The sequence below is a fragment of the Leclercia sp. W17 genome, assembly GCF_003336325.1.
Classification (GTDB): Bacteria; Pseudomonadota; Gammaproteobacteria; order Enterobacterales; family Enterobacteriaceae; genus Enterobacter.
Map to the genome: position 1 here is coordinate 3,341,436 of NZ_CP031101.1, position 21,396 is coordinate 3,362,831.

The window sequence follows — 21,396 nt, forward strand, 5'->3', positions numbered from 1 at the left end:
TTACAGCGTTTCCGCTAATAACTGCTTGCGATCGTTCGGCACCTGGCGAATTTCGACTTCAATACCGTTGCCGACCAGTTGAGTGAGTTTTTCTATTTCGTCCGGCAGCAAATTAATGGCCTTAGAGATATTGCGCGCCCCCTCTTTCGCTTTAACGCCGCCAAGATTAATGCTTTTAATACCGTCTACCGCCGAAGCTAAACGCCAGGCATCGTCCACAGACTCCACGACGATAAAAAGATGATATTTATCGGTGACGCCGCTTTTAATGGCTTCAATGGAGTCGTTGATATTTTTAATCACCAGCTTCACCGCGGGCGGTTTTGCCAGCTTGATGGTCGTTTTACGTAATTCATCATTCGGCACACTGTCGTTGGCAATTAATATGCAATCAGCCCCGACATACTGGGTCCAGGAAAAGGCGACCTGTCCGTGTAATAAGCGGTGGTCAACGCGTAATAACGTAATCATTATTCTTCCTCTCGATCAGAAGTCTTTATCCGCCTGCAGCGCACTGGCAATAGACTGGTTGCAATACTGAATACTCTCTCTGGAACTGAATAACGCTTCGTGAATTAATTTCTCGCTATCCTGCTCATCCGCTGAAATCAGCAAGCCGATCACCAACGGGAGATTGAGGCCCGCGATCAAATGAAAATTTGGCCGGTGCAAAAAGCGGATAAATTCGTTGTTGACGCTACCGGCAAAAATATCGGTGATCGCAATCACCTCATCCTCTTCGGGCAGGCTGGAGAGTAAAGTTTCTACCTGCTCGGTTAAATCGCGGTTCTCGTCGACGTAGGCGCAGAGCGTATGGATGTCCTGCTGCTTGCCGAGGATCAGCTCAACCGAATCGAGTAACCCGCGGGCAAAGGTGCCGTGACTGGCAAAAATGTAATGTCGTTTCATCCTGTCCTCGAAAGCTCATTCCACTGTGCAGCGATGTGCTAAACAGAGAGTGCAACCCACGTGCCAGGAAAAAGTGGCGCGTGGGTGAGGAAAAGAGAGGAATGTATTAAAACTCTTGATCTGCCTGAATAAATTCCGTTTCCAGGGTCAGAATATTGTGGATGTAACAGAGCTCGACGACGGGGATTTTGACACTATAACTGCTCTCAATGACACTAAAGGCCTGGCGCAACAGCGCCAGCTCGCTTTCAGGACACTGTCGCCCGGCGTAGGTGGTAGGCGAGGCGTTACGGATCAGCCGCTCAATCAGACAGCTAATGTGTACATAGAGCGCCACCTTGCGTTCGTTTGGTACCTGGTAGCCAGCCAGATGCTCATAGCGAAAGACAAACTGCTCCACCTGGTTAATCACTTTGGTGGTATCCAGAATGGTGACCGACTCAATCACCCGCCGCAGGGAGAAGTTCTTTAGCAGCAGATTGTTAATCTCGTCCACCTGCTCCTGAGTGGCAATGTCACCAAAGATGCGCATCAGCGGTCGCGTCCCCTCCCCGGCAATCAGCGAATCCAGCGAGATCCACGGTACAGCGGGCACCTGTGGATCGAAGGTGCCGACAATCGCCAGTATGTCGTAGCGGTTGAAGGCCACCGCCCGCTCCTGGGGGTCGCTGAGCATCTCGTAATCGCAGGCGATCACCTCTATCCCCAGCGCCTCCGGGATGCTGGCCTTCAGCAGATGACAGAGATTGGCCGCCGCGCCGATCCCGGTGATGCAGGTGGTAAGTATGACCCGGGGTTTACTGGCCTGCGGCCAGAAGAGCTGGTGCTCCACCGGTAAATCACCGCCGATCTCGCGGGCGATCTCCTCGATGTGGTGCCCTTGCAGGATCCTTTCTCCGACATAGAGCGCCATGCTGGTGGAGACGTTATTCACAATCGCCACCGGGGTCGAGAGGCGACGCTGAAAGTGGCTATGGATAGCGTTAAGCGACCCCATATCCACCAGGATCATCAGCCCGGACGTCACGGCGTTACTTTCGATGTAGTGCATGACCTGCTGGGCAATCGCCTCCGGCGTGACGTCGAGAGGCATATCGAAGGATTCAAAAACGGTCTGTTTCAGTAAGCGGTTCGTCACATTAGCAATACTGCTGGCGGTGGCGTAGCCGTGGGCCAGGATCACCGCCCGCATCACCTGGGATTGACTCACCGCCCCGGCTTTATGCAGCCACAGCACAAGTAGCAGGGCATCGATACGCTGAGCTTCGATATCGAGTTTTTGCGTCAGGGCGGCGATCATCGCCTGGCAAAAACGGTACAACTGGGGGTACTTTTGCGCCAGGAAATCATCCAGCAGACGGACACGCTCCTGGCTCAGGGCAGAGAGGCCACTGTGGGCGCGATGCACCAGATAGTGGCTCAGGGCGTAAATCCCATTGCCGTTAAACTGCACGTTAAACTGCTGCTCCAGGCGGTAAAACGCCTCCCGCACCTGCTGGGTGGTGAGCTGCAACAGTGGCGAGGCGGTAGTCTCGCGATGGTGAAACACCAGCCGGTCGAACAGGGTTTCGATCTCCTCCCCCATCCGCCGGTGCACATCCTCCCAGTCTGACCGACCGGCGATCACCTCTTCGTACAGAGCCAGCACCTGACACTGGGTGTCATGGATCAATCCCTGGGTCCGGTCGTGGGCGCGGAGCAGCCACAGCAGGTTGGTCTGAGGTTCGATGGTCAGCGGCTCTTCCACTACAGGCGCGTCGCTCAGCGTCGGGATAGCAGCCAGTACCTTCTCCGGCAGATCCTGAAGGGTAACGCTAATCGCCGCCTGCCCCCGCTGTCTGGCCCACGCCGCGGCGACCGCATACTTGACCACATTTTTCAGCTCGCCCACGTTACCGCGATAAAGGACGTGGAGAAGCACCTGGCGCAGTCGGGGCGTAAGGGTCAGGGGAACATCCAGCTTCTTCGCTTCCCGCCAGAAGAACTGAAGGATCAACGCCTCTTTTTCCTGGCGGGAACGCGCGTTAAGGTCGGGCAGCGTGACCAGAATGGGAATACGCCGCAGGAAGGTGGTTAAGAAGGTGCTGTGCAGATCCTCGGTAGTGGCAAAGACCAGCCGGGTGGTGATGGGGCGACCCTGGGCGGTTTCCCCCACCCGGTAGATCTCCTTGCGGTCGAGCCAGGTAAAGAGTTTCTCCTGGCCCTCGGCGTTCAGGCGATGCACCTCGTCGAGAAACAGCATTCCCCCATCGGCGGCTTCGAATGCACCTTGTTTATCGGTCTGCGCCCCGGTAAAAGCCCCTTTCACATAGCCGAACAGGTTCGCCGCCAGCAGCTCCGGGTTGCTGGCGTACTGAGCGCAGTTGAAGCTGACGAAGGGGGCATCGTCCGCCAGGAGCCCCTGCGAAATGGCGTAGGCATGCATCAGGTTCGCCATATAGCTTTTGCCAGTGCCGCTCTCACCGGTGATCAGCAGCGGCAGGCCGCCATCGGGGTAAAAGAGCGCCGTTTTTAGCTGGGCAATGGCCTTTTTCAGGCTGCCGTCATGACCGATCAGCAGCGAAAAGTGATCCGGCGGTTCCTGCCCGCTGTCGCCGTCATTCAGCAGCTGCGCGATGCTGTCGTATTCGTTGCCTGACGGGGGGGAGAACTGCTGGCTGAAGGCTTTCTTGTGCAGGAAGTAGACCGGCCGGGTATTGATTTTAACCAGCTCGCCCTGGGCCACCAGCTGGTTCAGGTAGTGGCTGGCGGTGTTGCGTTTGAGATCAAACCGCTCTGCAAGGTAGCTGGCGGTGAAGACCTCGCTCAGGTTTTGCGGGTCAAAAAAATCGGTCTGGTTGGCCAAAAAGCTCAGGATTTCATTACGCATGGCTTATCCCACAACTGGAGTGTCATGGGGGTATGATGCCCGCAAACGCGCGGACGGAGGGTACGCGACGGCGGGTTATGTGCGCTTTTGTGGGGGAGTGCACAGATTGCCGGGTGGCGGCTACGCCTGACCCGGCCTATGAAAAAACGGCACCGCATTGAGTGTAAATGTCCCCTGCCCTGCATTATTTGGCTCCTCCCTCTCTACATATCTACTACGTCTCATCTGTGAGTCACCTCTTATTTACATCATTTAAACCTTCCATTAACTGGATAAAAAGAACGCGTCACCGCTATAGTGGTTTTGTTCTATAAAATCATGTTGTACACAGTAAAACAAAAGGAATGCACCGCAGCCGGGCTTAACAAGCTAGTGACCAAAGGGAGAGCGCTGCTTACTTTGCTGAGAATTTCCTGATAAACATAATGAAACCCTGCGAGGAAATAATGACAGAGCACATTCATAACGGCGTGACGGCCACAGAGGCGATAGAAAGAGAGACCATGCGCAAGGTTATCTGGCGCATCCTCCCGTTTCTGATCGTCAGCTACCTGGTCTCGATTATCGATCGTGGAAACATTGGCATGGCTTCACTGCAGATGAACGAAGATCTCGGCCTCAGCAAAGCCGCGTTTGGCTTCGCCAGTAGTCTCTACTTTGTTGCCTATTTCCTGTTTGAAGTGCCGAGCAACCTGGCAATGCAGAAAGTCGGCGCGCGACTGTGGATCCCACGCATTATGATCAGCTGGGGCGTGGTGTCGATGTGCATGTCGCTGGTTGAGAGCACCACGTCGCTCTATATCGTGCGTTTTCTACTCGGCGCGGCAGAAGCGGGCTTCTTCCCGGGCGTGGTGCTGTATCTCACCTGGTGGATCCCATCCCGCTACCGGGCACGGATCATCGCCTCATTTATGGTGGCGATCCCGCTGGCCAACTTTATCGGATCTCCCCTCTCCGGCCTGATCCTGACGCTGGATGGCTGGATGGGTCTGCGCGGCTGGCATCTGCTGTTCATCATTGAAGGCTTACCCGCCGTGCTGCTGGGGATTGTTGCCTGGTTTATTCTCCGCGACCGCCCGCATCAGGCCAGTTGGCTGAACAATGAACAAAAACAGTGGCTGGAATCCACTCTGGAAAGTGAACGTCAGCAGTCAAAAAATATCGGCCACCAAACGACCTGGCAGCTGCTGAAACACCGTCACATCTGGCTGATGGCGCTGATCTACACCGGTGCGTCCTCGGCAGGTACCACCATCAGCGTCTGGTCCCCGCAACTTCTGAAATCGTTCCACCTCGACAACATGACCACCGGTCTGCTCAACGCCATCCCTTACGGTCTGGCATCGGTGCTGATGATCGTGTGGGGACGCAGCTCAGACCGCAGCAACGAGCGTCGCTGGCATACCGCGCTGACTCTGTTCTTAATTGCAGCAGGCGTGTTCGCGGCGTTTGTTAGCATCTCTCTGCCGGTAACTATTGCGATCCTCAGCGTGATGCTGGTTGGGGCATACTCGATGAAAGGTCCATTCTGGGCGCTGGCGTCGGGCTGGATGAACAGCACTTCGGCAGCTGCGGGGCTGGCCGCCATCGGGGCCATTGCTAACCTGATTGGCGGTGTGGTGATGGTGAACGCCTATGGCATCATTAATGAACGCACCGGCAGCCATACGCTGGCGATGCTTCCACTGGCAGGTCTGTGTATTGCCGGGGGCATTGCGGTGCTGGTGATGGGACGTCAGGCTCGCCGTCACGTGAGCCAGGAAAACCAGTTGACCCATTAAGATGGCCACGCGGGACTGCGGTCCCGCGTGCAGGCATCAGTTCTCCAGCTCCTCTGCTTCACCGTAGAACTCAATGCAAAATGGCTTGCTGGCCCCCATCTTCAGCGAAAGACGGCTGGCGGTGGCCTTCATCAGTTGGCTTACTCCCCGATCCCGACGGTCTTCGGTCAGCCTTGACGACGGCCCGGTCAGTGCCAGGGCAGCAATAAGTTTGTCATGCACGCCAAACACCGGCATTGCAAAGGCGGCGGTATGGGGGTCGCGTGCTCCTGAGGTGTAGAGCGGAACCGATGGTTCTCCCTCAGGCAACGCTTCATTCAGCCCCCAGTGACGAAGTACCTTGCTAATAGCGGAATCGTCGAGCGGAAATTGACTGCCCGGCAGGTTGCTGTGGCGCAGCCCATGAGACGCTTCTGCACGAAACAGGCAGAGTCGCTGCCCGCCTTCCAGCACATACCAGCTTGCACTTTCCTGCGACTCCTGCGACAACGCCTGCAGCTCAGGCTGTACCACTCTGGCGAGATGAAACGACTGTTCGTAGAGCTTACCCAGATAAAGCAGACGCGGACCTAGGGCATAGTTGCCATCATCATGTCTGACGACGTAGTTCATGCGTTCCAGAGAATTCATCAACCGGTATACGGTGGTTTTATGATATCCCGATAACTGTGCCAGCGCGGTCAGCGTCAGGCTCTCATCGCCGGGACGGAAGCAATCCAGTAAAGCCAGCGCCTTTTCAACCGCCACAACGCCTTCATTACCCATCGTTTTCTCCTTTTATGGTCGGCAAAGAGTGTACCTCAAATTTTGTGAGTCACTTCGTGTTTACATCACAAACGCCAACGCAGCTCTGGCTAAAAGCGAAACAATCCCGCTATAGTTGTTTTTCATTGTACACCTGCATTGTACACAGTAAAACAACTATGGAGGCATTCATGTCCGCATCAGAAAAAACCATGATCAATCGCCAGTTCGAACGTGTATCCCCGGAAGAGGTTCTCCAGGCCTCTGAATATCAGGCTGCTATCCTTGCGGATGTGGCAGGTCGTCGCGGTACGCTGCACGGCCGCATTAAGCCGCTGGCACCGCATATGGCCCTCGCCGGCCCGGCAATTACCGTGGAAGTGCGTCCGGGTGACAACCTGGCCATTCATGCCGCCATGGCAATTGCCCAGCCCGGCGATGTGCTGGTGGTGGATGGCAAGGGCGATATCAGCTGCGCCCTGTTGGGTGAAATCATGGCGACTCAGGCCGAGGCCAGCGGTATTGCCGGGATCATCATTGACGGTGCCGTACGTGATGCTGAAACCCTGAGTAAGGGAAATTACCCGGTGTTTTCCGCAGGCCTTAATCCATGTGGCCCCACCAAATCGATCCCGGGCCGGGTGAACCATGCCATCTCCGTTGCCGGTGCGACCGTGTGTCCCGGGGATCTGGTGGTGGCGGATATTGACGGGGTGGTGGTCATTCCACGCGATGAAGTGCAGCAGGTTATTGCCCAGGCCAAAGTGAAGCTGGAGACCGAAACCCGCCGCCTCGAGGCCATCCGCAAAGGCGATCTGCGCCCGCACTGGCTGAATGATGCGTTGCGTAAAGCAGGAATGTTAACCGACGGGGAGACGCTGTAATGGGCGATAAAAAGGTCATTCTGGTTACCGGGAGCGATCTGGCTGAGCAGGCTGTCGCGATGTTGGGTAACTATGAGATCGTGTATGCCGGTCGCCAGCCCACGGAAGCGCAGCTGATAGCGCTCTGCGAACAGTACAATCCTGTGGCGATCCTGGTGCGTTACGGCAAGATCACGGCCAGTATCATGGACGCAGCCCCGGGGTTAAAGGTCATATCCAAGCATGGTAGCGGTATTGACGTCATCGATCAGGCGGCAGCGGCTGAGCGGAATATCGCCGTCTGTTCTGCGCCTGGTGCCAACGCCGCCGCCGTGGCGGAACATACATGGGCCATGATCCTGGCCTGCGCCAAATCTGTTGTCTCCCTCGATAAACGTCTGCGTGACGGGCACTGGGATAAATCCACGCATAAATCTCTGGAGCTGGAGGGCCTCACCCTGGGCCTGATTGGCCTGGGAGCGATTGGATCCCGTGTTGCCACGGTGGGTAATGCGTTCGGCATGCGCGTGCTGGCCTACGATCCCTTTGCTAAAACCCTGCCCTCCTCCTGTGAGCGTGCAGAAACGCTGAATGACCTACTGTCCCACGCGGACGTGATCTCCCTGCACTGCCCCTTAACCGCGGACAATCGCGGTATGATTAACGCTGAAACGCTCGCCCGCTGTAAGCGAGGCGCTATTCTGGTTAATACCGCTCGCGGCAGTTTGATTGATGATAACGCCCTGATTCATGCCCTGGACGAGGGGATCCTACGAAGCGCCGCGCTGGACAGCTTTACGGTCGAGCCGCTGGCGGCACCCCATATCTGGCAAGGGAGAGAAGATGTGATTATTTCCCCTCATATTGGCGGCGTGAGTGAAGCCTCGTATATCAAAATGGGCACCGTCGCGGCCGGGAATATTTTGCAGGTTTTAAACACAAGCCGCTAAGATTTCACTATTGAGCTTATACTTGGATGGTTATTAAACCGTAATCCTGTACCGAACATAATCATCCACCGTTGCAAGCTTGTCATATAACGCCCGGGCCGGATTGCCCTCCCGGGTGACCCAGTAAACCTTCGACCATCCTTTCTCCCGGGCTTCATTAATAACTGCTTCAATCAGCGCCCTGCCCGCCCCCTTGCCGCGTGCCGCGTCATCGACAAACAGGTCTTCCAGATAGCAGAGCGGCTGGGTCACCCAGGTGCCTTCATGCAGCACGCAGATAGCAAAACCCACCACGCCCTGTTCGGTTTCTGCCAGTCGGCAAAACAGAGCGGAATCCGGGGACAGTACCCGCCGCCAGGTCGCCAGAGTCACCGCCTCATCCAGCCTGTTGCCGTAAAAATCGAGATAGCCCTTCCACAATTTTAGCCATGCGTCGTAATCGTCCGCTTTTGCCTCACGAACCTTAACCATCATTGTTACTCCTTGTTCTGTCAGAGAGAGTCTGATGATAACAAGATTTGCCCCCTGCCTGCCCGACGCTTCAGAAAGCTATTTCTGGTAAATATATTGTTACCTGGTTGTTGTACACTCGCGCGCCTTAGATTATAAATCGTCACTTTTGAGTGATTTCACTCAGCTTTTGCCAACATCAGGGAACATTTATGTCCGATCAAAAATTATCCAGAACCGCAGCGGTACTGCTGGGGCTTCTGGGCGTCTTAATTCTGGCGATGGGGATATTCTTCGCTTACTACGGTGGGAAGTTGGTCAGCGTTCAGGGCAGCCCCTACTTTCTGATCAGCGGCTGCCTGCTTATCATCTCGGGTGTGCAGATCCTGCGCCAGCGTCTGAGTGGAGCGGCCCTCTATTTTGTGGTGCTGGCAGGTACTGCCCTTTGGGCCCTGTGGGACGTCGGCCTGGACTTCTGGTCACTGGTCTCCCGTCTGTTAACCCTCGCGGGCATCGCCATCCTGGTGGCGCTCTCTCTGCCATCGCTGCTGCGCCGCGCCGGTAGAACCCCGTGCTGGAAAGGTGCTGGCGCAATTGCGGCAGTGCTGGCGATCGCCTTTGCTGCCACCGTGGGAGGTATGTTTGTCCCACACGATCCGGTGGCGGCTTCGGGTGCGCAGTTACCCCTCACCCCGGTTAAACCCGGTGAAGAACAGAAGAACTGGGCGAACTACGGCAACACGCCGGGCGCATCGCGCTTTGTGGCTCTGGATCAGATCACCCGTGATAACGTCAAAAACCTGCAGGTGGCCTGGACCTACCGTACCGGCGATGTTCCCGTCAGCCCGAACGGCGGCGGCGCGGAAGATCAGCAGACCCCGCTGCAGATCGGCAACAGGCTGTTCCTCTGCACGCCGCATAACAACGTGATAGCCGTCGATGCGACCACCGGCAAGGAGTTGTGGAAAACCGAAATCAACGCGAAACAGAAAAAATGGATGCGCTGCCGCGGCCTGGCCTACTTTGATGCTGACGCCCCGCTGCAGCAGCCAACCCTGCCGGGCTCTTCGCCGGTAGCCGCCGTTTCTCTGCCAGCGGATGCCCAGTGCAAACGCCGGATCATCATGAACAGTGTGACCCCTGAACTGGTTGCCCTCGATGCCGATACCGGTCAGTTCTGCGAAGAGTTCGGCAACCACGGCCGCGTCAGCCTTAGCGCGCAGATGGGTAAAGGCGCGGATACCGGCCAGTACTACCCGACGTCTGCCCCGACCCTCGCCGGAACGACCATCGTGGTGGGCGGCCGCGTGGCGGATAACGTGGCGACGGATATGCCTGGCGGCGTAGTGCGCGGTTTTGATGTGATCACCGGCCAGCTGCGTTGGGCCTTCGATCCGGGCAAACCGGACGACCAGAACGCGCCGGCCGACAACGAAACCTACACCCGTTCCACCCCGAACGTCTGGGCGCCGATGTCTTACGATCCGCAGTCCAACACTGTCTATATGCCAACCGGCAGCGCGGCGGTGGATCTGTGGGGCGTGAAGCACAACGCCCTGGATCGCAAGTTTGGCGCCTCTATGGTGGCGGTGGACGCCAGCACCGGTAAGGTGAAATGGGTTTACCAGACTGTTCACAACGACCTCTGGGACTTTGACGTCCCGATGCAGCCAACCTTTAGCGACTTCCCTGCCGCAGATGGCAAAACCACCCCGGCGCTGATCTTCGGCACCAAATCCGGCCAGCTGTTTGTGCTGGATCGCGCAACCGGTAAGCCGCTGACCAAAGTCGAAGAGCGTAAGGTGACGCAGGGCCAGATCCCGAAAGAGATCTACTCCCCGACCCAACCCTTCTCGGTAGGCATGCCGACCATCGGCGCAGAAGTGTTGAAAGAGTCCGACATGTGGGGCGCAACCCCGTTTGACCAGCTGATCTGCCGTATCGAGTTCAAATCCAAACGTTACAACGGCCTGTTCACCCCGCCGGGGGATGATCCGTCGCTGAACCTGCCGGGCTCGTTAGGCGGCATGAACTGGGGCGGCCTGTCGATTGACCCGGTGAATCAGTACCTGTTCATCAACGACATGCGCGTGGGCCTGGAAGTGCAGCTGATCCCGGCCTCACCGGAGATTCAGGGCGCCAAAAATGATGGCAACGAAGCGGCCGCCATCAGCCGTCCGGTGCCGCTGGCCGGTACGCCGTACGCCATTAACGCCAAAGTGCGCTTTATGTCGCCGGTAGAGATCCCCTGCCAGAAACCGCCGTTTGGCACCCTGACGGCGGTGGATCTGAAAACCCAGAAAATTGCCTGGCAGGTGCCGGTGGGTACGGTAAAGGATACCGGTCCGTTTGGCGTGAAGATGGGACTGCCGATCCCGATTGGTATGCCGACTATCGGCGGCACCATGGCCACCCAGGGCGGCCTGGTGTTTATCGCCTCCACGCAGGATTACTATCTGCGCGCGTTCGATACCTCGACCGGTAAAGAGGTATGGAAAGCCCGCCTGCCGGTGGGGAGCCAGAGCACGCCAATCAGCTATAAATCGCCGGTGGACGGGAAGCAGTATCTGCTGATCACCGCGGGCGGCGCGCGTAATTCCCCGGATCGGGGTGACTACGTGATTGCTTATAAGCTGCCGTAATAGTTCTGAAACAGCCATCCCTCAGGGGATGGCTTAACCGAACCAGGCTACTTTTATATCTCGTATCATCACCGGAGATAACAATGAAAGTCTTAATGGTTCTCACCTCTCACAGCGACCTTGGCAATACCGGTAAGAAAACGGGCTTCTGGCTGGAAGAGTTTGCCGCCCCGTATTACATCTTCAAAGATGCGGGAGCCGAGGTGGTGCTGGCTTCCCCGGCAGGCGGTCAGCCACCGCTGGATCCCAAAAGTGACTCAGCCGATTTTCAGACCGAACTGACCCAGCGCTTCAAAGCCGATCCGGTGGCCCAGCGCGAGCTCGCCAACACCCTGAAGCTCGACAGCGTGCGCCAGGACGATTTTGACACTGTCTTCTATCCGGGTGGCCACGGCCCGCTGTGGGATCTGGCGGAATCCCAAACCTCCATCGCGCTGATTGAAGCCTTTACCCGCGCAGGTAAACCAACCGGCTTCGTCTGTCACGCCCCGGGCGTGCTGCGCCATGTGAAAACCGCCTCTGGCGAGCCGCTGGTTAAGGGCCGCAAGGTGACCGGTTTTACCAACGGTGAAGAGGCCGACGTGGAACTGACCGACGTGGTGCCTTTTCTGGTGGAGGATGAGTTGAGCGCGCTGGGCGCGCATTACCAGAAAGGCCCGAACTGGGGCTCGTATATTGTCGAAGATGGCAAACTGATCACCGGGCAGAACCCGGCAAGCTCCGAAGAGACGGCCAAAGCGCTGGTTGCTGCGCTGCGCTAACTCCCCACCCGGCCGCTGGCCGGGCTTTTCGCCTGCGTGTACCGCAAAGAGTGTTAAATGCAAAACGGTTTCAGGCTGTTAAGCTTTTGCGCTTCACACGGGAGAACGCATGAACACCATTATTGACCTGTTTAACGACCATAAAAGCGAGCGCAGCTTCACCGATCAAGCCATCGATGACGCCACGCTCGAACGCATCATCAGCACCGCTTACCGCGCTCCTACCTCCGTCCATTCCCAGCAGGTGTCGGTGATCGTCACGCGCGATGCCGAAAAGCGGGCGCAGATTTCGCAGATCGCCGGCGGCCAGCCGTGGATTGCCAAAGCCCCGGTGTTTATCACCTTTGTGCTGGATATGTACAAAACCGAGGTTGGCATGAAGCTGGCGGGCAAGGAGCAGATAGCGCACCAGAGCATTGAGAGCCTGGTGGCAGGCGCGACCGACGTGGGCATTGCCCTGGGCTCGGTGATGGCGGCAGCCCGCTCCGAAGGGCTGGGGATTGTGCCGATTGGCGGGATCCGTCTGAAGCCGCAAGAGCTGATTGAACTGCTTGAGCTACCGGAACACACCTTCCCGGTGGCGGGCGTGGTGATTGGTCATGTCGATGTGCCATCCCATCACAAACCGCGTCTGCCGCTGGAGACCTTCCGCCACGACGAAGCCTATGTCACTGAAGGGCTGGAAGCGAAAATCACCCGCTACAACCAGCAGATGACCGAACACTGGCAGGCGATTAACCGTACCGACGGGGATACCTGGAGTGAAAGCGTGAGCGGGTACTACCAGCACATTTACTTCCCGGACGTGCTGCCAGCCCTGATTAAGCAGGGCTTCGGCGTCGACAAGTAATTTCTGCCATTGCCCGGCGGCGCTTCGCTTGCACGGGCCTACGGGTGATGGGCCCTTGTAGGCCGGGTAAGCGCAGCGCCACCCGGCAAAAATGCGCGCCCCCGCTCACCCCTTAATGCGCGGGTCCAGCGCGTCCCGCAGCCCATCTCCCAGCAGATTAAACGCCAGTACGGTGAAAAAAATCGCCATGCTCGGGAACAGCGCCACGTGCGGAGCAATCACCATATCGGCCCGCGCCTCGTTAAGCATCGCTCCCCACTCCGGGGTCGGCGGCTGGGCGCCTAAGCCGAGAAAGGACAGGCTCGCCGCTGAGATAATCGACACCCCGATACGCATGGTGAAATAGACCACGATGGAGGAGACGGTGCCCGGCAGGATATGGTTAAACAGAATCGTGGTGTCGCTGGCACCAATGCTGCGCGCCGACTCGATAAAGGTCTGCTGTTTCAGCACCAGCGTATTGCCGCGCACCAGACGGGCGAAGGCTGGAATCGAGAAGATCGCCACGGCGATAATCACGTTGGCCATGCCGTTGCCCATCACCGCCACCACCGCAATCGCCAGCAGAATACCGGGGAAGGCAAAGAGCACGTCGCAGATGCGCATGATAATCCGGTCCCACCAGCCTTCATAATAACCTGCCAGCAGGCCCAGCACCGTGCCGATAGCCGCGCCAATCAGCACCGCAAACACGCCCGCCGCCAGCGAAATCTGTGCGCCCATCAGCACCCGGCTGAAGATATCGCGCCCCAGGGAGTCCACGCCGAACCAGTGCATCATTGATGGCCCCTCGTTCAGACGGTCGTAATCGAAATAGTTCTCCGCATCGAAGGGAACGATCCACGGGGCCAGTATCGCCACCAGGATCAACATCAGCACGAACAGCCCGGCGGCGATCGCCACCGGCTGCTTGCGAAAGCGTCGCCAGAATTCATGCCACGGAGTGCGGATCTGATCCGGTTTAAGTCCCGGCATCGCCTTTAACATGGCCTGCCGGCGCCAGTTTAACAGTCGCATCTTACTTGTACCTGATAGCCGGATTAATGGCGGCATACAGGACATCCACCACTAAGTTGATAAGAATAAACTCCAGCGAAAAGAGCAATACTTCCGCCTGAATCACCGGGTAGTCGCGCATATCGACGGAATCGACCAGCAGGCGCCCGAGCCCAGGCCAGTTAAAGACCTTTTCCACCACAATGGAGCCGCCGAGCAGAAAACCGAACTGTAGCCCCATCATGGTGACCACCGGGATCATCGCATTGCGCAGGCCGTGCTTGAGGATCACCCACCTCTCGCTCACCCCCTTCGCCCGGGCGGTGCGCATATAATCTTCATTCAGCACGTCAACGAACGAGGCGCGGGTGAAGCGGGCCATCACTGCCGCCACCGCCGCGCCCAGCGTCAGCGAAGGCAAAATGTAGTGCCGCCAACTGTCCGCGCCCACGGTGGGCAGCCAGCCCAGCTCCACGGAGAAGATCTGCATCAGCAGCATCCCCAGCGCAAAAGCCGGGAAGGAGATGCCGGTCACCGCCAGCGCCATACCCAGCCGGTCCGGCCAGCGGTTACGCCACACGGCCGCCACAATCCCGGCCATCAGGCCAAACAGCACCGCCCAGGCCATGCTGGCGAGAGTCAGCCAAAAGGTAGGCATAAAGCGGCTCGCAATTTCCGCGGAAACGGGCCGACGGGAGACCATCGAGATACCAAAATCGCCCCGCAGGACGTTGGTAATGTAGTGCCAGAACTGCCGGTAGAGCGGCTGATCCAGCCCCAGCTGCTTACGCACCAGCTCAATGACCGTGGCATCCGCTTCCGGGCCGGCAATCAGCCGCGCCGGATCGCCTGGCAGCATATGGACGAATAAAAAGACCAGCACCGCGACAATCAGCAGCGTCGGGATCAGCCCCAGCAGGCGTTTAATCACATAATTCAGCATGCACATTCCTCTCATCCCGCAGGCGCATACCTGCGGGAATGAGTGCTCTATTTCAGATCCGCGTCGTCAAAGCTAAAGCCGGTATCCGGCATGATGTAGAATCCGGTCAGCGCCTTGTTGTGCGCCGAAACCAGCTTCTCTACCACTAACGGCACCCACGGCGACTCCTTCCAGATGGTGTCCTGCGCGTCCTTGTACAGTTTCGCTTTCTCTTCCGGCTGGGTGGTTTTCAGGGCATCTGTCAGATCTTTATCCACCTGCGGATTGCTGTAAAACGCGGTATTGAACAGGGTTGGCGGCCAGTTTTGCGAGGCGAACAGCGGCGACAGCGCCCAGTCGGCTTCGCCGGTGGAGGCCGACCAGCCGGTGTAGAACATCCTCACCCCGCTTTCTTTCTGCCCTTTGCCTTCCACTTCAGCGGCACGCTGTCCGGCATCCATCGCCGTCACCTTCACCTTAATACCCACCTGCGCCAGCTGCTGCTGGGTAAACTGCAACACCTTCTGGGCGGTGCTGTGATTGTGCGACGACCACAGAGTAGTGCTGAAGCCGTTCGGGAAGCCAGCCTCTTTCAGCAGCGCGCGCGCCTTCGTCGGATTGTATTCCCACGGATGGTACTGCTGGGAGTATGCAATGGACGGCGGCACCACGCCCGTTGCCGGGGTGGCATAGCCCGCAAAGGCTACCTTCACCAGCGCCTCGCGGTTGATGGCGTAGTTAATCGCCTCGCGCACTTTCGGGTTATCGAACGGCTTTTGCGTCACGTTCATGCTGATGTAGCGCTGCATAATGGACGGGCTGGCGACCAGCTCCAGCTTGCTGTTTTTGCCGAGCAGCGCCGCCTGCTCATAGGGGATCGGGAAGGCAAACTGCGCTTCGCCGGTCTGCAGCATCGCCGCGCGGGTGTTGTTATCCACCACCGGACGCCAGGTGATGGTGTCCAGCTTCGGCAGCCCCTGCTGCCAGTAACCGGCAAACTTCTTCACCTTCACAAAGTCGGTCTGGTTCCAGGTCACAAGCTCATACGGCCCGGTGCCCACCGGATGAAAACCAATCTCTTTGCCATATTTTTTCAGCGCCTCGGGGGAGATCATCGCCGTGGCCGGGTGCGCCAGAATGTTGATAAAGGCGGAGAACGGTTCCTTGAGAGTGATTTTTACCGTGGTGGGATCGACGGCTTCGGTGCTGGCGATATTTTTATAGAGGTTGTAGCGCTTGAGGCTGTTGTCCGGGTTGCTGGCGCGATCGAGGTTGACCTTCACCGCCTCGGCATTGAAATCGGTGCCGTCCTGGAACTTCACCCCGCTGCGCAGCTTGATGGTGTAGACCAGCCCGTCGTCAGAGACGGTATAGCTCTCGGCCAGCACGTTTTTCAGCTGCATCTCTTTATCGAGACCGAACAGCCCCTGATAAAACGACTTTGCCACCTGCTGGGAGAGCGTGTCGTTGGCGTCATAGGGATCGAGGGTGGTGAAATTGGAGGCCACCGCCACTACTACATCTTTTGCTGCGAAGGCCGGCGTGGCCGCGAGGGCCGCCGTTACGCTCGCGGCTAACAGCCATCTGCGAGCAACAAATTCTGTCATGTTCTTCTCCTGTTGTTCCCTGCTGTCTTAAGTTATAAACGCGAAAAAGCATTGTCCTGACGCGGCGGTGCGACAAAATGGCCGGGGCTGACCTCCCGCAACGCCACGCGCTCGGTGGGTTCTCCCCGCTGGCGAATGTTGCCCGGCAGCTCGTCCTGCAACAGCACCCGTCGGGCCTGCCGGTGAGCCGGATCGGCCACCGGCACCGCCGCCATCAGTTTGCGGGTGTAAGGGTGCTGGGGATTTTCAAACACCGCCCGCCGCGGGCCAATCTCGACAATCTGCCCGAGGTACATCACCGCCACCCGGTGGCTGATGCGTTCCACCACCGCCATATCATGGGAAATAAACAGAAACGCGATGCCCATCTCCCGCTGCAAATCGAGCAGCAGGTTAATGATCTGCGCCCGGATGGAGACATCCAGCGCCGAGACGGACTCGTCGGCAATCACCACCTTCGGGTTCAGCGCCAGCGCGCGGGCAATACAGATCCGCTGCCGCTGGCCGCCGGAAAATTCATGGGGATAGCGCCAGGCGTGTTCCGGTTTGAGGCCCACGCGCTCCAGCAGCCACGCCACCCGCCGCTGGGCGGCATCCCCGTCCAGCAGGTTATGCACCCGCAGCGGCTCCATAATCGAATAGCCCACCGTCTGGCGGGGATCGAGGGAGGCGTAGGGATCCTGGAAAATAAACTGTATATCCCGCCGCAGGGGTTGCAGCTTCCCGGCCGGCAGGGTGTCGATGCGCTCACCGTTAAAGGTGATGGTGCCCTCCTGGGCCTCCACCAGCCGCAGCAGCGCCCGGCCAGTGGTCGATTTGCCGCTGCCGGATTCGCCCACCAGCGACAGCGTTTCGCCGGGCCATAAATCGAAACTGACGCTCTCCACCGCGTGGACTTCGCGCTTGACGCGGTTAAACAGGCCGCCGCGCAGCGGAAAGCGGGTCACCAGGTCACGCACCTGTAAAATGGGCTCGCCGGGCACCACGGTATCCTGCTCGGTTTCAGCCTCCTGATAGCCGGGTTCGGCAAGGGAGAACAGCGGAAAACGCCGGGGCAGATCGCTGCCGTTCATCGCCCCCAGGCGTGGCACCGCGGCCAGCAGCGCCTTCGTATAGGGGTGCTCAGGGGCATGGAAAATCTGCTCCACGGTGCCGGTTTCCACCGCCTCGCCCTGATACATCACCAGCACCCGATCGGCGATATCCGCCACCACGCCCATGTCGTGGGTGATAAAGATCACCCCCATCTCCATCTCCTCCTGCAACACCTTGATGAGCTGCAGGATCTGCGCCTGAATGGTGACGTCCAGCGCGGTGGTCGGTTCATCGGCAATCAGCACCGCCGGGCGACAGGAGAGCGCCATGGCGATCATCACCCGCTGGCGCATGCCGCCGGAAAGCTGGTGCGGATAACGCGACAGCACGGCATCGGCCTCCGGGATCCGCACCTGCTCCAGCATGCGCCGGGCTTCCGCCAGGGCCCCCTCGCGGCTCAGACCCTGATGCAGGCGAATGGATTCGGCGATCTGCTCCCCCACCGGAAAGACCGGATTGAGGGAGGTCATCGGCTCCTGGAAAATCATGGCGATATCCGCGCCGCGCACGCTGCGCATCTGGGAGGAGTTCAGGGTAGTAAGATCGCTCACCTGGCCGTTACGACGGCGCAGCAGCAGGCTGTCGCACGCCACCTGCCCGCCGGACTGTTCAATCAGGCGCATCAGCGACAGCGCGGTCACCGATTTACCGGAACCGGACTCACCGACAATTGCCAGCGTCTCGCCGCGTTTTAGCGAAAAAGAGAGGTGTTTAACCGCCGGGATCGACTGACGGTTGTCGGGAAAGGCAACGTTCAGGTTGTGTACCGCCAGCACCTGCTGACTGTCCAGTTCATCACTGTGCGGCATGCCTCTCCCCCTTATTCACGGTAAATTCCGGTGCTTGGCGTATCGCCTGCGTATCCCCAGGCACGGTACATGCCCTCACTGTTAAACGGTAGTGCCACATTGCCCTCGCGATCGATGGCAATCAGCCCGCCGCTGCCCTCCAGCGCCGGGAGTTTTTCCATCACCACCCGCTCGCAGGCTTCTGCCAGGCTTAAGCCGCCGTAGTCCATCAGCGCGGCAATGTCATAGGCAGCCAGGGTGCGGATAAACACTTCGCCAGTGCCGGTACAGGAGACCGCCACGCTGGCGTTATTGGCATAGCAGCCTGCACCGGGCAGCGGGCTGTCGCCCACCCGACCGGGCAGTTTGTTGGTCATACCGCCGGTGGAAGTGGCGGCAGCCAGGTTACCGGCCTTATCCAGCGCCACTGCGCCGACCGTGCCCGTTTTCGTGGACTCATCCAGCGGGGCTGAGTGATCGAGCCGGGTTTCCCCCGCACCGCGCGCCGCCAGTAGCTGCTGATAGCGCTCCGGGGTAGAGAAAATCTCCGGCGACACCGCCTCCATGCCGTGGGCAAAGGCGAATTTCTCGGCGCCCTCCCCAACCAGCAGCACGTGCGGGCTCTGCTCCATCACCAGACGGGCGGCCAGCACCGGGTTGCGCAGATGGCTGACCCCGGCCACGGCGCCCGCTTTCAGGGTAATGCCATCCATCACGCAGGCATCCAGCTCGTGGGTTTCGTCGCGGGTAAACACCGCGCCAATCCCGGCGTTAAATAGCGGGCACTCCTCCAGCAGGCGTACCGCCTCGGTAACCACATCCAGCGCGCTCTCGCCCGCCTCCAGCATCCGCTGGCCGGTTTCCACAATCGATGAGAGCGCCTCAACGTAACGCCTTTCCTGTTCCTGACTAAGCTGCGCGCGGGTGATAGCCCCGGCGCCGCCGTGGATTGCAATGACTGCCTTCCCCATATACTTTACCTTTGGGCACGTTATGGCCGCTTTTTTTATAAATATCATTATCGTGGCTGACAATTCATATAATTTTTGAATATAGAAAGACGTCACGGTGATGTAAAGGGTAAGCCCATGGTGTCATACAGTTAACGGCACTTTTCTGCCATAATGGCCGCCTTCGTTATTCTCTCCCTGGAGTGACCCATGGATTTTACCGCCGGACTGATGCCGCTTGAGACGGCACTCACCCAGATGCTCGATCGTATTTCTCCGCTTACAGAGCAGGAAACCTTACCGCTGCTGCGCTGTTTTGGCCGCGTAACTGCCGCCGACATCATCTCTCCCCTGAACGTGCCGGGCTTTGATAACTCAGCGATGGATGGCTACGCCGTGCGTCTGGCGGATCTGGCGGCAGGTAACGGGCTGCCGGTGGCGGGAAAAGCCTTTGCCGGTCAGCCTTTCCAGGGTGAATGGCCTGCCGGAAGCTGCGTGCGCATTATGACCGGCGCGCCGGTGCCGCCAGGCTGCGATGCGGTGGTGATGCAGGAGGAGACCGAACAGACCGACGATGGCGTGCGTTTTACCGCCAGCGTTAAGCCGGGACAAAATATCCGCCGCAGCGGGGAAGATATTGCCCTCGGCGCGACCGTCTTCCCGGCCGGGACAAAACTGACCGTCGCCGAACTGCCGGTGCTGGCCTCGCTGGGCATCGCAGAGATCGCCGTGGTGCGCCAGGTGCGCGTGGCGCTCTTCTCCACCGGCGATGAGCTTCAGTTGCCGGGCCAGCCGCTGGCCGAGGGGCAGATCTACGACACCAACCGGCTGGCGGTGCACCTGATGCTGGAGCAGCTCGGCTGCGAGGTGATCAACCTCGGCATTATTCCTGACGATCCGCAAAAACTGCGCGAAGCCTTTATTGAAGCGGATCGCGTGGCCGACGTGGTCCTGAGCTCCGGCGGCGTCTCGGTGGGCGAAGCGGACTACACCAAAACGATCCTCGATGAGCTGGGTGAGATCGGCTTCTGGAAACTGGCCATCAAGCCCGGCAAGCCTTTTGCCTTCGGCAAACTGCCGGATAGCTGGTTCTGCGGCCTGCCAGGGAACCCGGTCTCTGCGGCGCTCACCTTCTACCAGTTGGTACAACCATTGCTGGCGAAGCTCTCCGGCAACCGGGCGCACAGCCTGCCTGCCCGCCAGCGCGTGCGCGCCGCCACCCGGCTGAAAAAATCGCCGGGCCGTCTCGACTTCCAGCGCGGCATTCTGACGCGTAACGCCGACGGCGAGCTGGAGGTGAGCACCACCGGCCATCAGGGCTCGCATATTTTCAGCTCCTTCAGCCAGGGCAATTGCTTTATCGTGCTTGAGCGCGAACGCGGTAACGTGGAAGCGGGTGAGTGGGTGGAAGTCGAGCCGTTTAACGCCCTGTTTGGAGGCTAACCATGACGGTGGAGCTGAGCGACAACGAGATGCTGCGCTACAATCGCCAGATTGTGCTGCGCGGTTTTGATTTCGACGGCCAGGAAGCGTTAAAAGCCGCGAATGTGCTGGTGGTCGGCCTCGGCGGATTAGGCTGCGCCGCGGCGCAGTATCTGGCGGCGGCCGGTGTCGGGCGCCTGACGCTGCTCGATTTCGACACCGTGTCGCTCTCCAACCTGCAACGCCAGACCCTGCACAGCGATGCGACCCTGGGCGAGCCGAAAGTGGTCTCGGCCCAGGCATCGCTTTCGCGCATCAACCCCAACGTGCAGTTTACGCTGCTCAACGCCCTGCTTGACGACGCCGCGCTGTCTGACCAGATAGCCCAACACGATCTGGTGCTCGACTGCACCGACAACGTCACCATTCGTAACCAGCTTAACGCCGGCTGTTTCAGCCATAAAACACCCCTGGTCTCCGGGGCGGCTATCCGCATGGAAGGCCAGGTGAGCGTCTTTACGTACGCGGAGGGCGAGCCTTGCTACCGCTGCCTGAGCCGTCTGTTTGGCGAAAACGCCCTGACCTGCGTTGAGGCGGGAGTGATGGCGCCGCTGGTGGGGGTGATCGGTTCGATGCAGGCGATGGAGGCGATTAAGGTGCTGACCCGTTACGGCACGCCCGCGGCGGGGAAAATCGTGATGTACGATGCGATGACCTGCCAGTTCCGCGAGATGAAGCTGATGCGCAATCCGGGATGTGAGGTGTGCGGGGGGTAAAAACATGCCGGGTGGCGGCTT

General features: G+C 58.8%; 18 protein-coding genes. 8 read left to right on the forward strand and 10 right to left on the reverse strand.

What is annotated here, in order from left to right; translation table 11 throughout:
* From DVA44_RS16580 to DVA44_RS16590, 3 genes are all read right to left on the reverse strand, one after another.
* Nucleotides 1-471 carry a PTS sugar transporter subunit IIB gene (locus DVA44_RS16580; protein ID WP_114387589.1) on the reverse strand — a complete coding sequence of 157 codons (471 nt, stop codon included), beginning with the start codon at nucleotides 469-471 and terminating at the stop codon, nucleotides 1-3.
* Nucleotides 472-486: 15 nt separating this feature from the next.
* On the reverse strand, nucleotides 487-909 hold the full coding sequence (locus tag DVA44_RS16585; protein WP_114387590.1) for a PTS sugar transporter subunit IIA: 423 nt from the start codon (nucleotides 907-909) through the stop codon (nucleotides 487-489).
* A gap of 106 nt (nucleotides 910-1,015) precedes the next feature.
* Nucleotides 1,016-3,778, reverse strand: coding sequence for a sigma 54-interacting transcriptional regulator (locus tag DVA44_RS16590; RefSeq protein ID WP_114387591.1), 2,763 nt, complete (start codon nucleotides 3,776-3,778; stop codon nucleotides 1,016-1,018).
* A 446-nt stretch (nucleotides 3,779-4,224) separates the two neighbouring features.
* On the opposite strand from DVA44_RS16590, the gene DVA44_RS16595 reads away from it, so the two are divergent.
* Nucleotides 4,225-5,559 carry an MFS transporter gene (locus DVA44_RS16595; RefSeq protein ID WP_114387592.1) on the forward strand — a complete coding sequence of 445 codons (1,335 nt, stop codon included), beginning with the start codon at nucleotides 4,225-4,227 and terminating at the stop codon, nucleotides 5,557-5,559.
* Nucleotides 5,560-5,595: 36 nt separating this feature from the next.
* Here DVA44_RS16595 and DVA44_RS16600 read toward each other — a convergent pair whose 3' ends face one another.
* Nucleotides 5,596-6,324 carry an IclR family transcriptional regulator gene (locus DVA44_RS16600; RefSeq protein ID WP_114315532.1) on the reverse strand — a complete coding sequence of 243 codons (729 nt, stop codon included), beginning with the start codon at nucleotides 6,322-6,324 and terminating at the stop codon, nucleotides 5,596-5,598.
* Between the two features lie 170 nt (nucleotides 6,325-6,494).
* On the opposite strand from DVA44_RS16600, the gene DVA44_RS16605 reads away from it, so the two are divergent.
* Together DVA44_RS16605 and DVA44_RS16610 are read left to right on the forward strand one after the other, a co-directional pair.
* Nucleotides 6,495-7,187, forward strand: a complete 693-nt coding sequence (locus DVA44_RS16605) for an RraA family protein (RefSeq protein ID WP_114387593.1) — start codon at nucleotides 6,495-6,497, stop codon at nucleotides 7,185-7,187.
* Nucleotides 7,187-8,116 (forward strand): NAD(P)-dependent oxidoreductase, encoded by a 930-nt coding sequence (locus DVA44_RS16610; RefSeq protein ID WP_114387594.1) that lies wholly within the window; start codon nucleotides 7,187-7,189, stop codon nucleotides 8,114-8,116. Before DVA44_RS16605 ends, DVA44_RS16610 begins: the two co-directional genes overlap by 1 nt.
* A gap of 33 nt (nucleotides 8,117-8,149) precedes the next feature.
* Here DVA44_RS16610 and DVA44_RS16615 read toward each other — a convergent pair whose 3' ends face one another.
* Entirely contained in the window at nucleotides 8,150-8,590 is a 441-nt protein-coding gene (locus DVA44_RS16615) for a GNAT family N-acetyltransferase (protein WP_114315535.1), read from the reverse strand.
* 188 nt (nucleotides 8,591-8,778) lie between these two features.
* Here DVA44_RS16615 and DVA44_RS16620 point away from each other — a divergent pair, with 188 nt between their 5' ends.
* The 3 genes from DVA44_RS16620 to DVA44_RS16630 all read left to right on the forward strand — a co-directional run bounded on the left by DVA44_RS16620 (nucleotide 8,779) and on the right by DVA44_RS16630 (nucleotide 12,819).
* Nucleotides 8,779-11,208 (forward strand): membrane-bound PQQ-dependent dehydrogenase, glucose/quinate/shikimate family, encoded by a 2,430-nt coding sequence (locus DVA44_RS16620; RefSeq protein WP_114387595.1) that lies wholly within the window; start codon nucleotides 8,779-8,781, stop codon nucleotides 11,206-11,208.
* 83 nt (nucleotides 11,209-11,291) lie between these two features.
* A complete protein-coding gene (locus DVA44_RS16625) occupies nucleotides 11,292-11,969 on the forward strand; it encodes a type 1 glutamine amidotransferase domain-containing protein (RefSeq protein WP_114387596.1) in 678 nt (225 codons plus the stop codon).
* 109 nt (nucleotides 11,970-12,078) lie between these two features.
* Nucleotides 12,079-12,819, forward strand: coding sequence for a nitroreductase family protein (locus DVA44_RS16630; RefSeq protein ID WP_103823476.1), 741 nt, complete (start codon nucleotides 12,079-12,081; stop codon nucleotides 12,817-12,819).
* A 105-nt stretch (nucleotides 12,820-12,924) separates the two neighbouring features.
* Here the strand turns inward: DVA44_RS16630 and gsiD are convergent, their stop codons facing one another.
* The 5 genes from gsiD to iaaA are packed head-to-tail and all read right to left on the reverse strand — an operon-like array spanning nucleotide 12,925 to nucleotide 19,198.
* Complete coding sequence (gene gsiD / locus DVA44_RS16635; RefSeq protein WP_114387597.1) at nucleotides 12,925-13,836, reverse strand: glutathione ABC transporter permease GsiD; 912 nt, start codon at nucleotides 13,834-13,836, stop codon at nucleotides 12,925-12,927.
* Nucleotide 13,837: 1 nt separating this feature from the next.
* Nucleotides 13,838-14,758, reverse strand: a complete 921-nt coding sequence (gene gsiC / locus DVA44_RS16640) for a glutathione ABC transporter permease GsiC (RefSeq protein WP_103823478.1) — start codon at nucleotides 14,756-14,758, stop codon at nucleotides 13,838-13,840.
* A 47-nt stretch (nucleotides 14,759-14,805) separates the two neighbouring features.
* Nucleotides 14,806-16,344, reverse strand: a complete 1,539-nt coding sequence (gene gsiB / locus DVA44_RS16645; protein ID WP_114315539.1) for a glutathione ABC transporter substrate-binding protein GsiB — start codon at nucleotides 16,342-16,344, stop codon at nucleotides 14,806-14,808.
* Between the two features lie 32 nt (nucleotides 16,345-16,376).
* A complete protein-coding gene (gsiA, locus tag DVA44_RS16650; RefSeq protein ID WP_114387598.1) occupies nucleotides 16,377-18,248 on the reverse strand; it encodes a glutathione ABC transporter ATP-binding protein GsiA in 1,872 nt (623 codons plus the stop codon).
* Nucleotides 18,249-18,259: 11 nt separating this feature from the next.
* Entirely contained in the window at nucleotides 18,260-19,198 is a 939-nt protein-coding gene (iaaA, locus tag DVA44_RS16655) for a beta-aspartyl-peptidase (RefSeq protein WP_114387599.1), read from the reverse strand.
* A gap of 189 nt (nucleotides 19,199-19,387) precedes the next feature.
* Between iaaA and moeA the strand changes: the two genes are divergently transcribed.
* Nucleotides 19,388-20,620, forward strand: a complete 1,233-nt coding sequence (moeA, locus tag DVA44_RS16660) for a molybdopterin molybdotransferase MoeA (protein ID WP_114387600.1) — start codon at nucleotides 19,388-19,390, stop codon at nucleotides 20,618-20,620.
* Nucleotides 20,621-20,622: 2 nt separating this feature from the next.
* On the forward strand, nucleotides 20,623-21,375 hold the full coding sequence (moeB, locus tag DVA44_RS16665; RefSeq protein WP_114387601.1) for a molybdopterin-synthase adenylyltransferase MoeB: 753 nt from the start codon (nucleotides 20,623-20,625) through the stop codon (nucleotides 21,373-21,375).
* The last annotated feature ends 21 nt before the right edge of the window (nucleotides 21,376-21,396 follow it).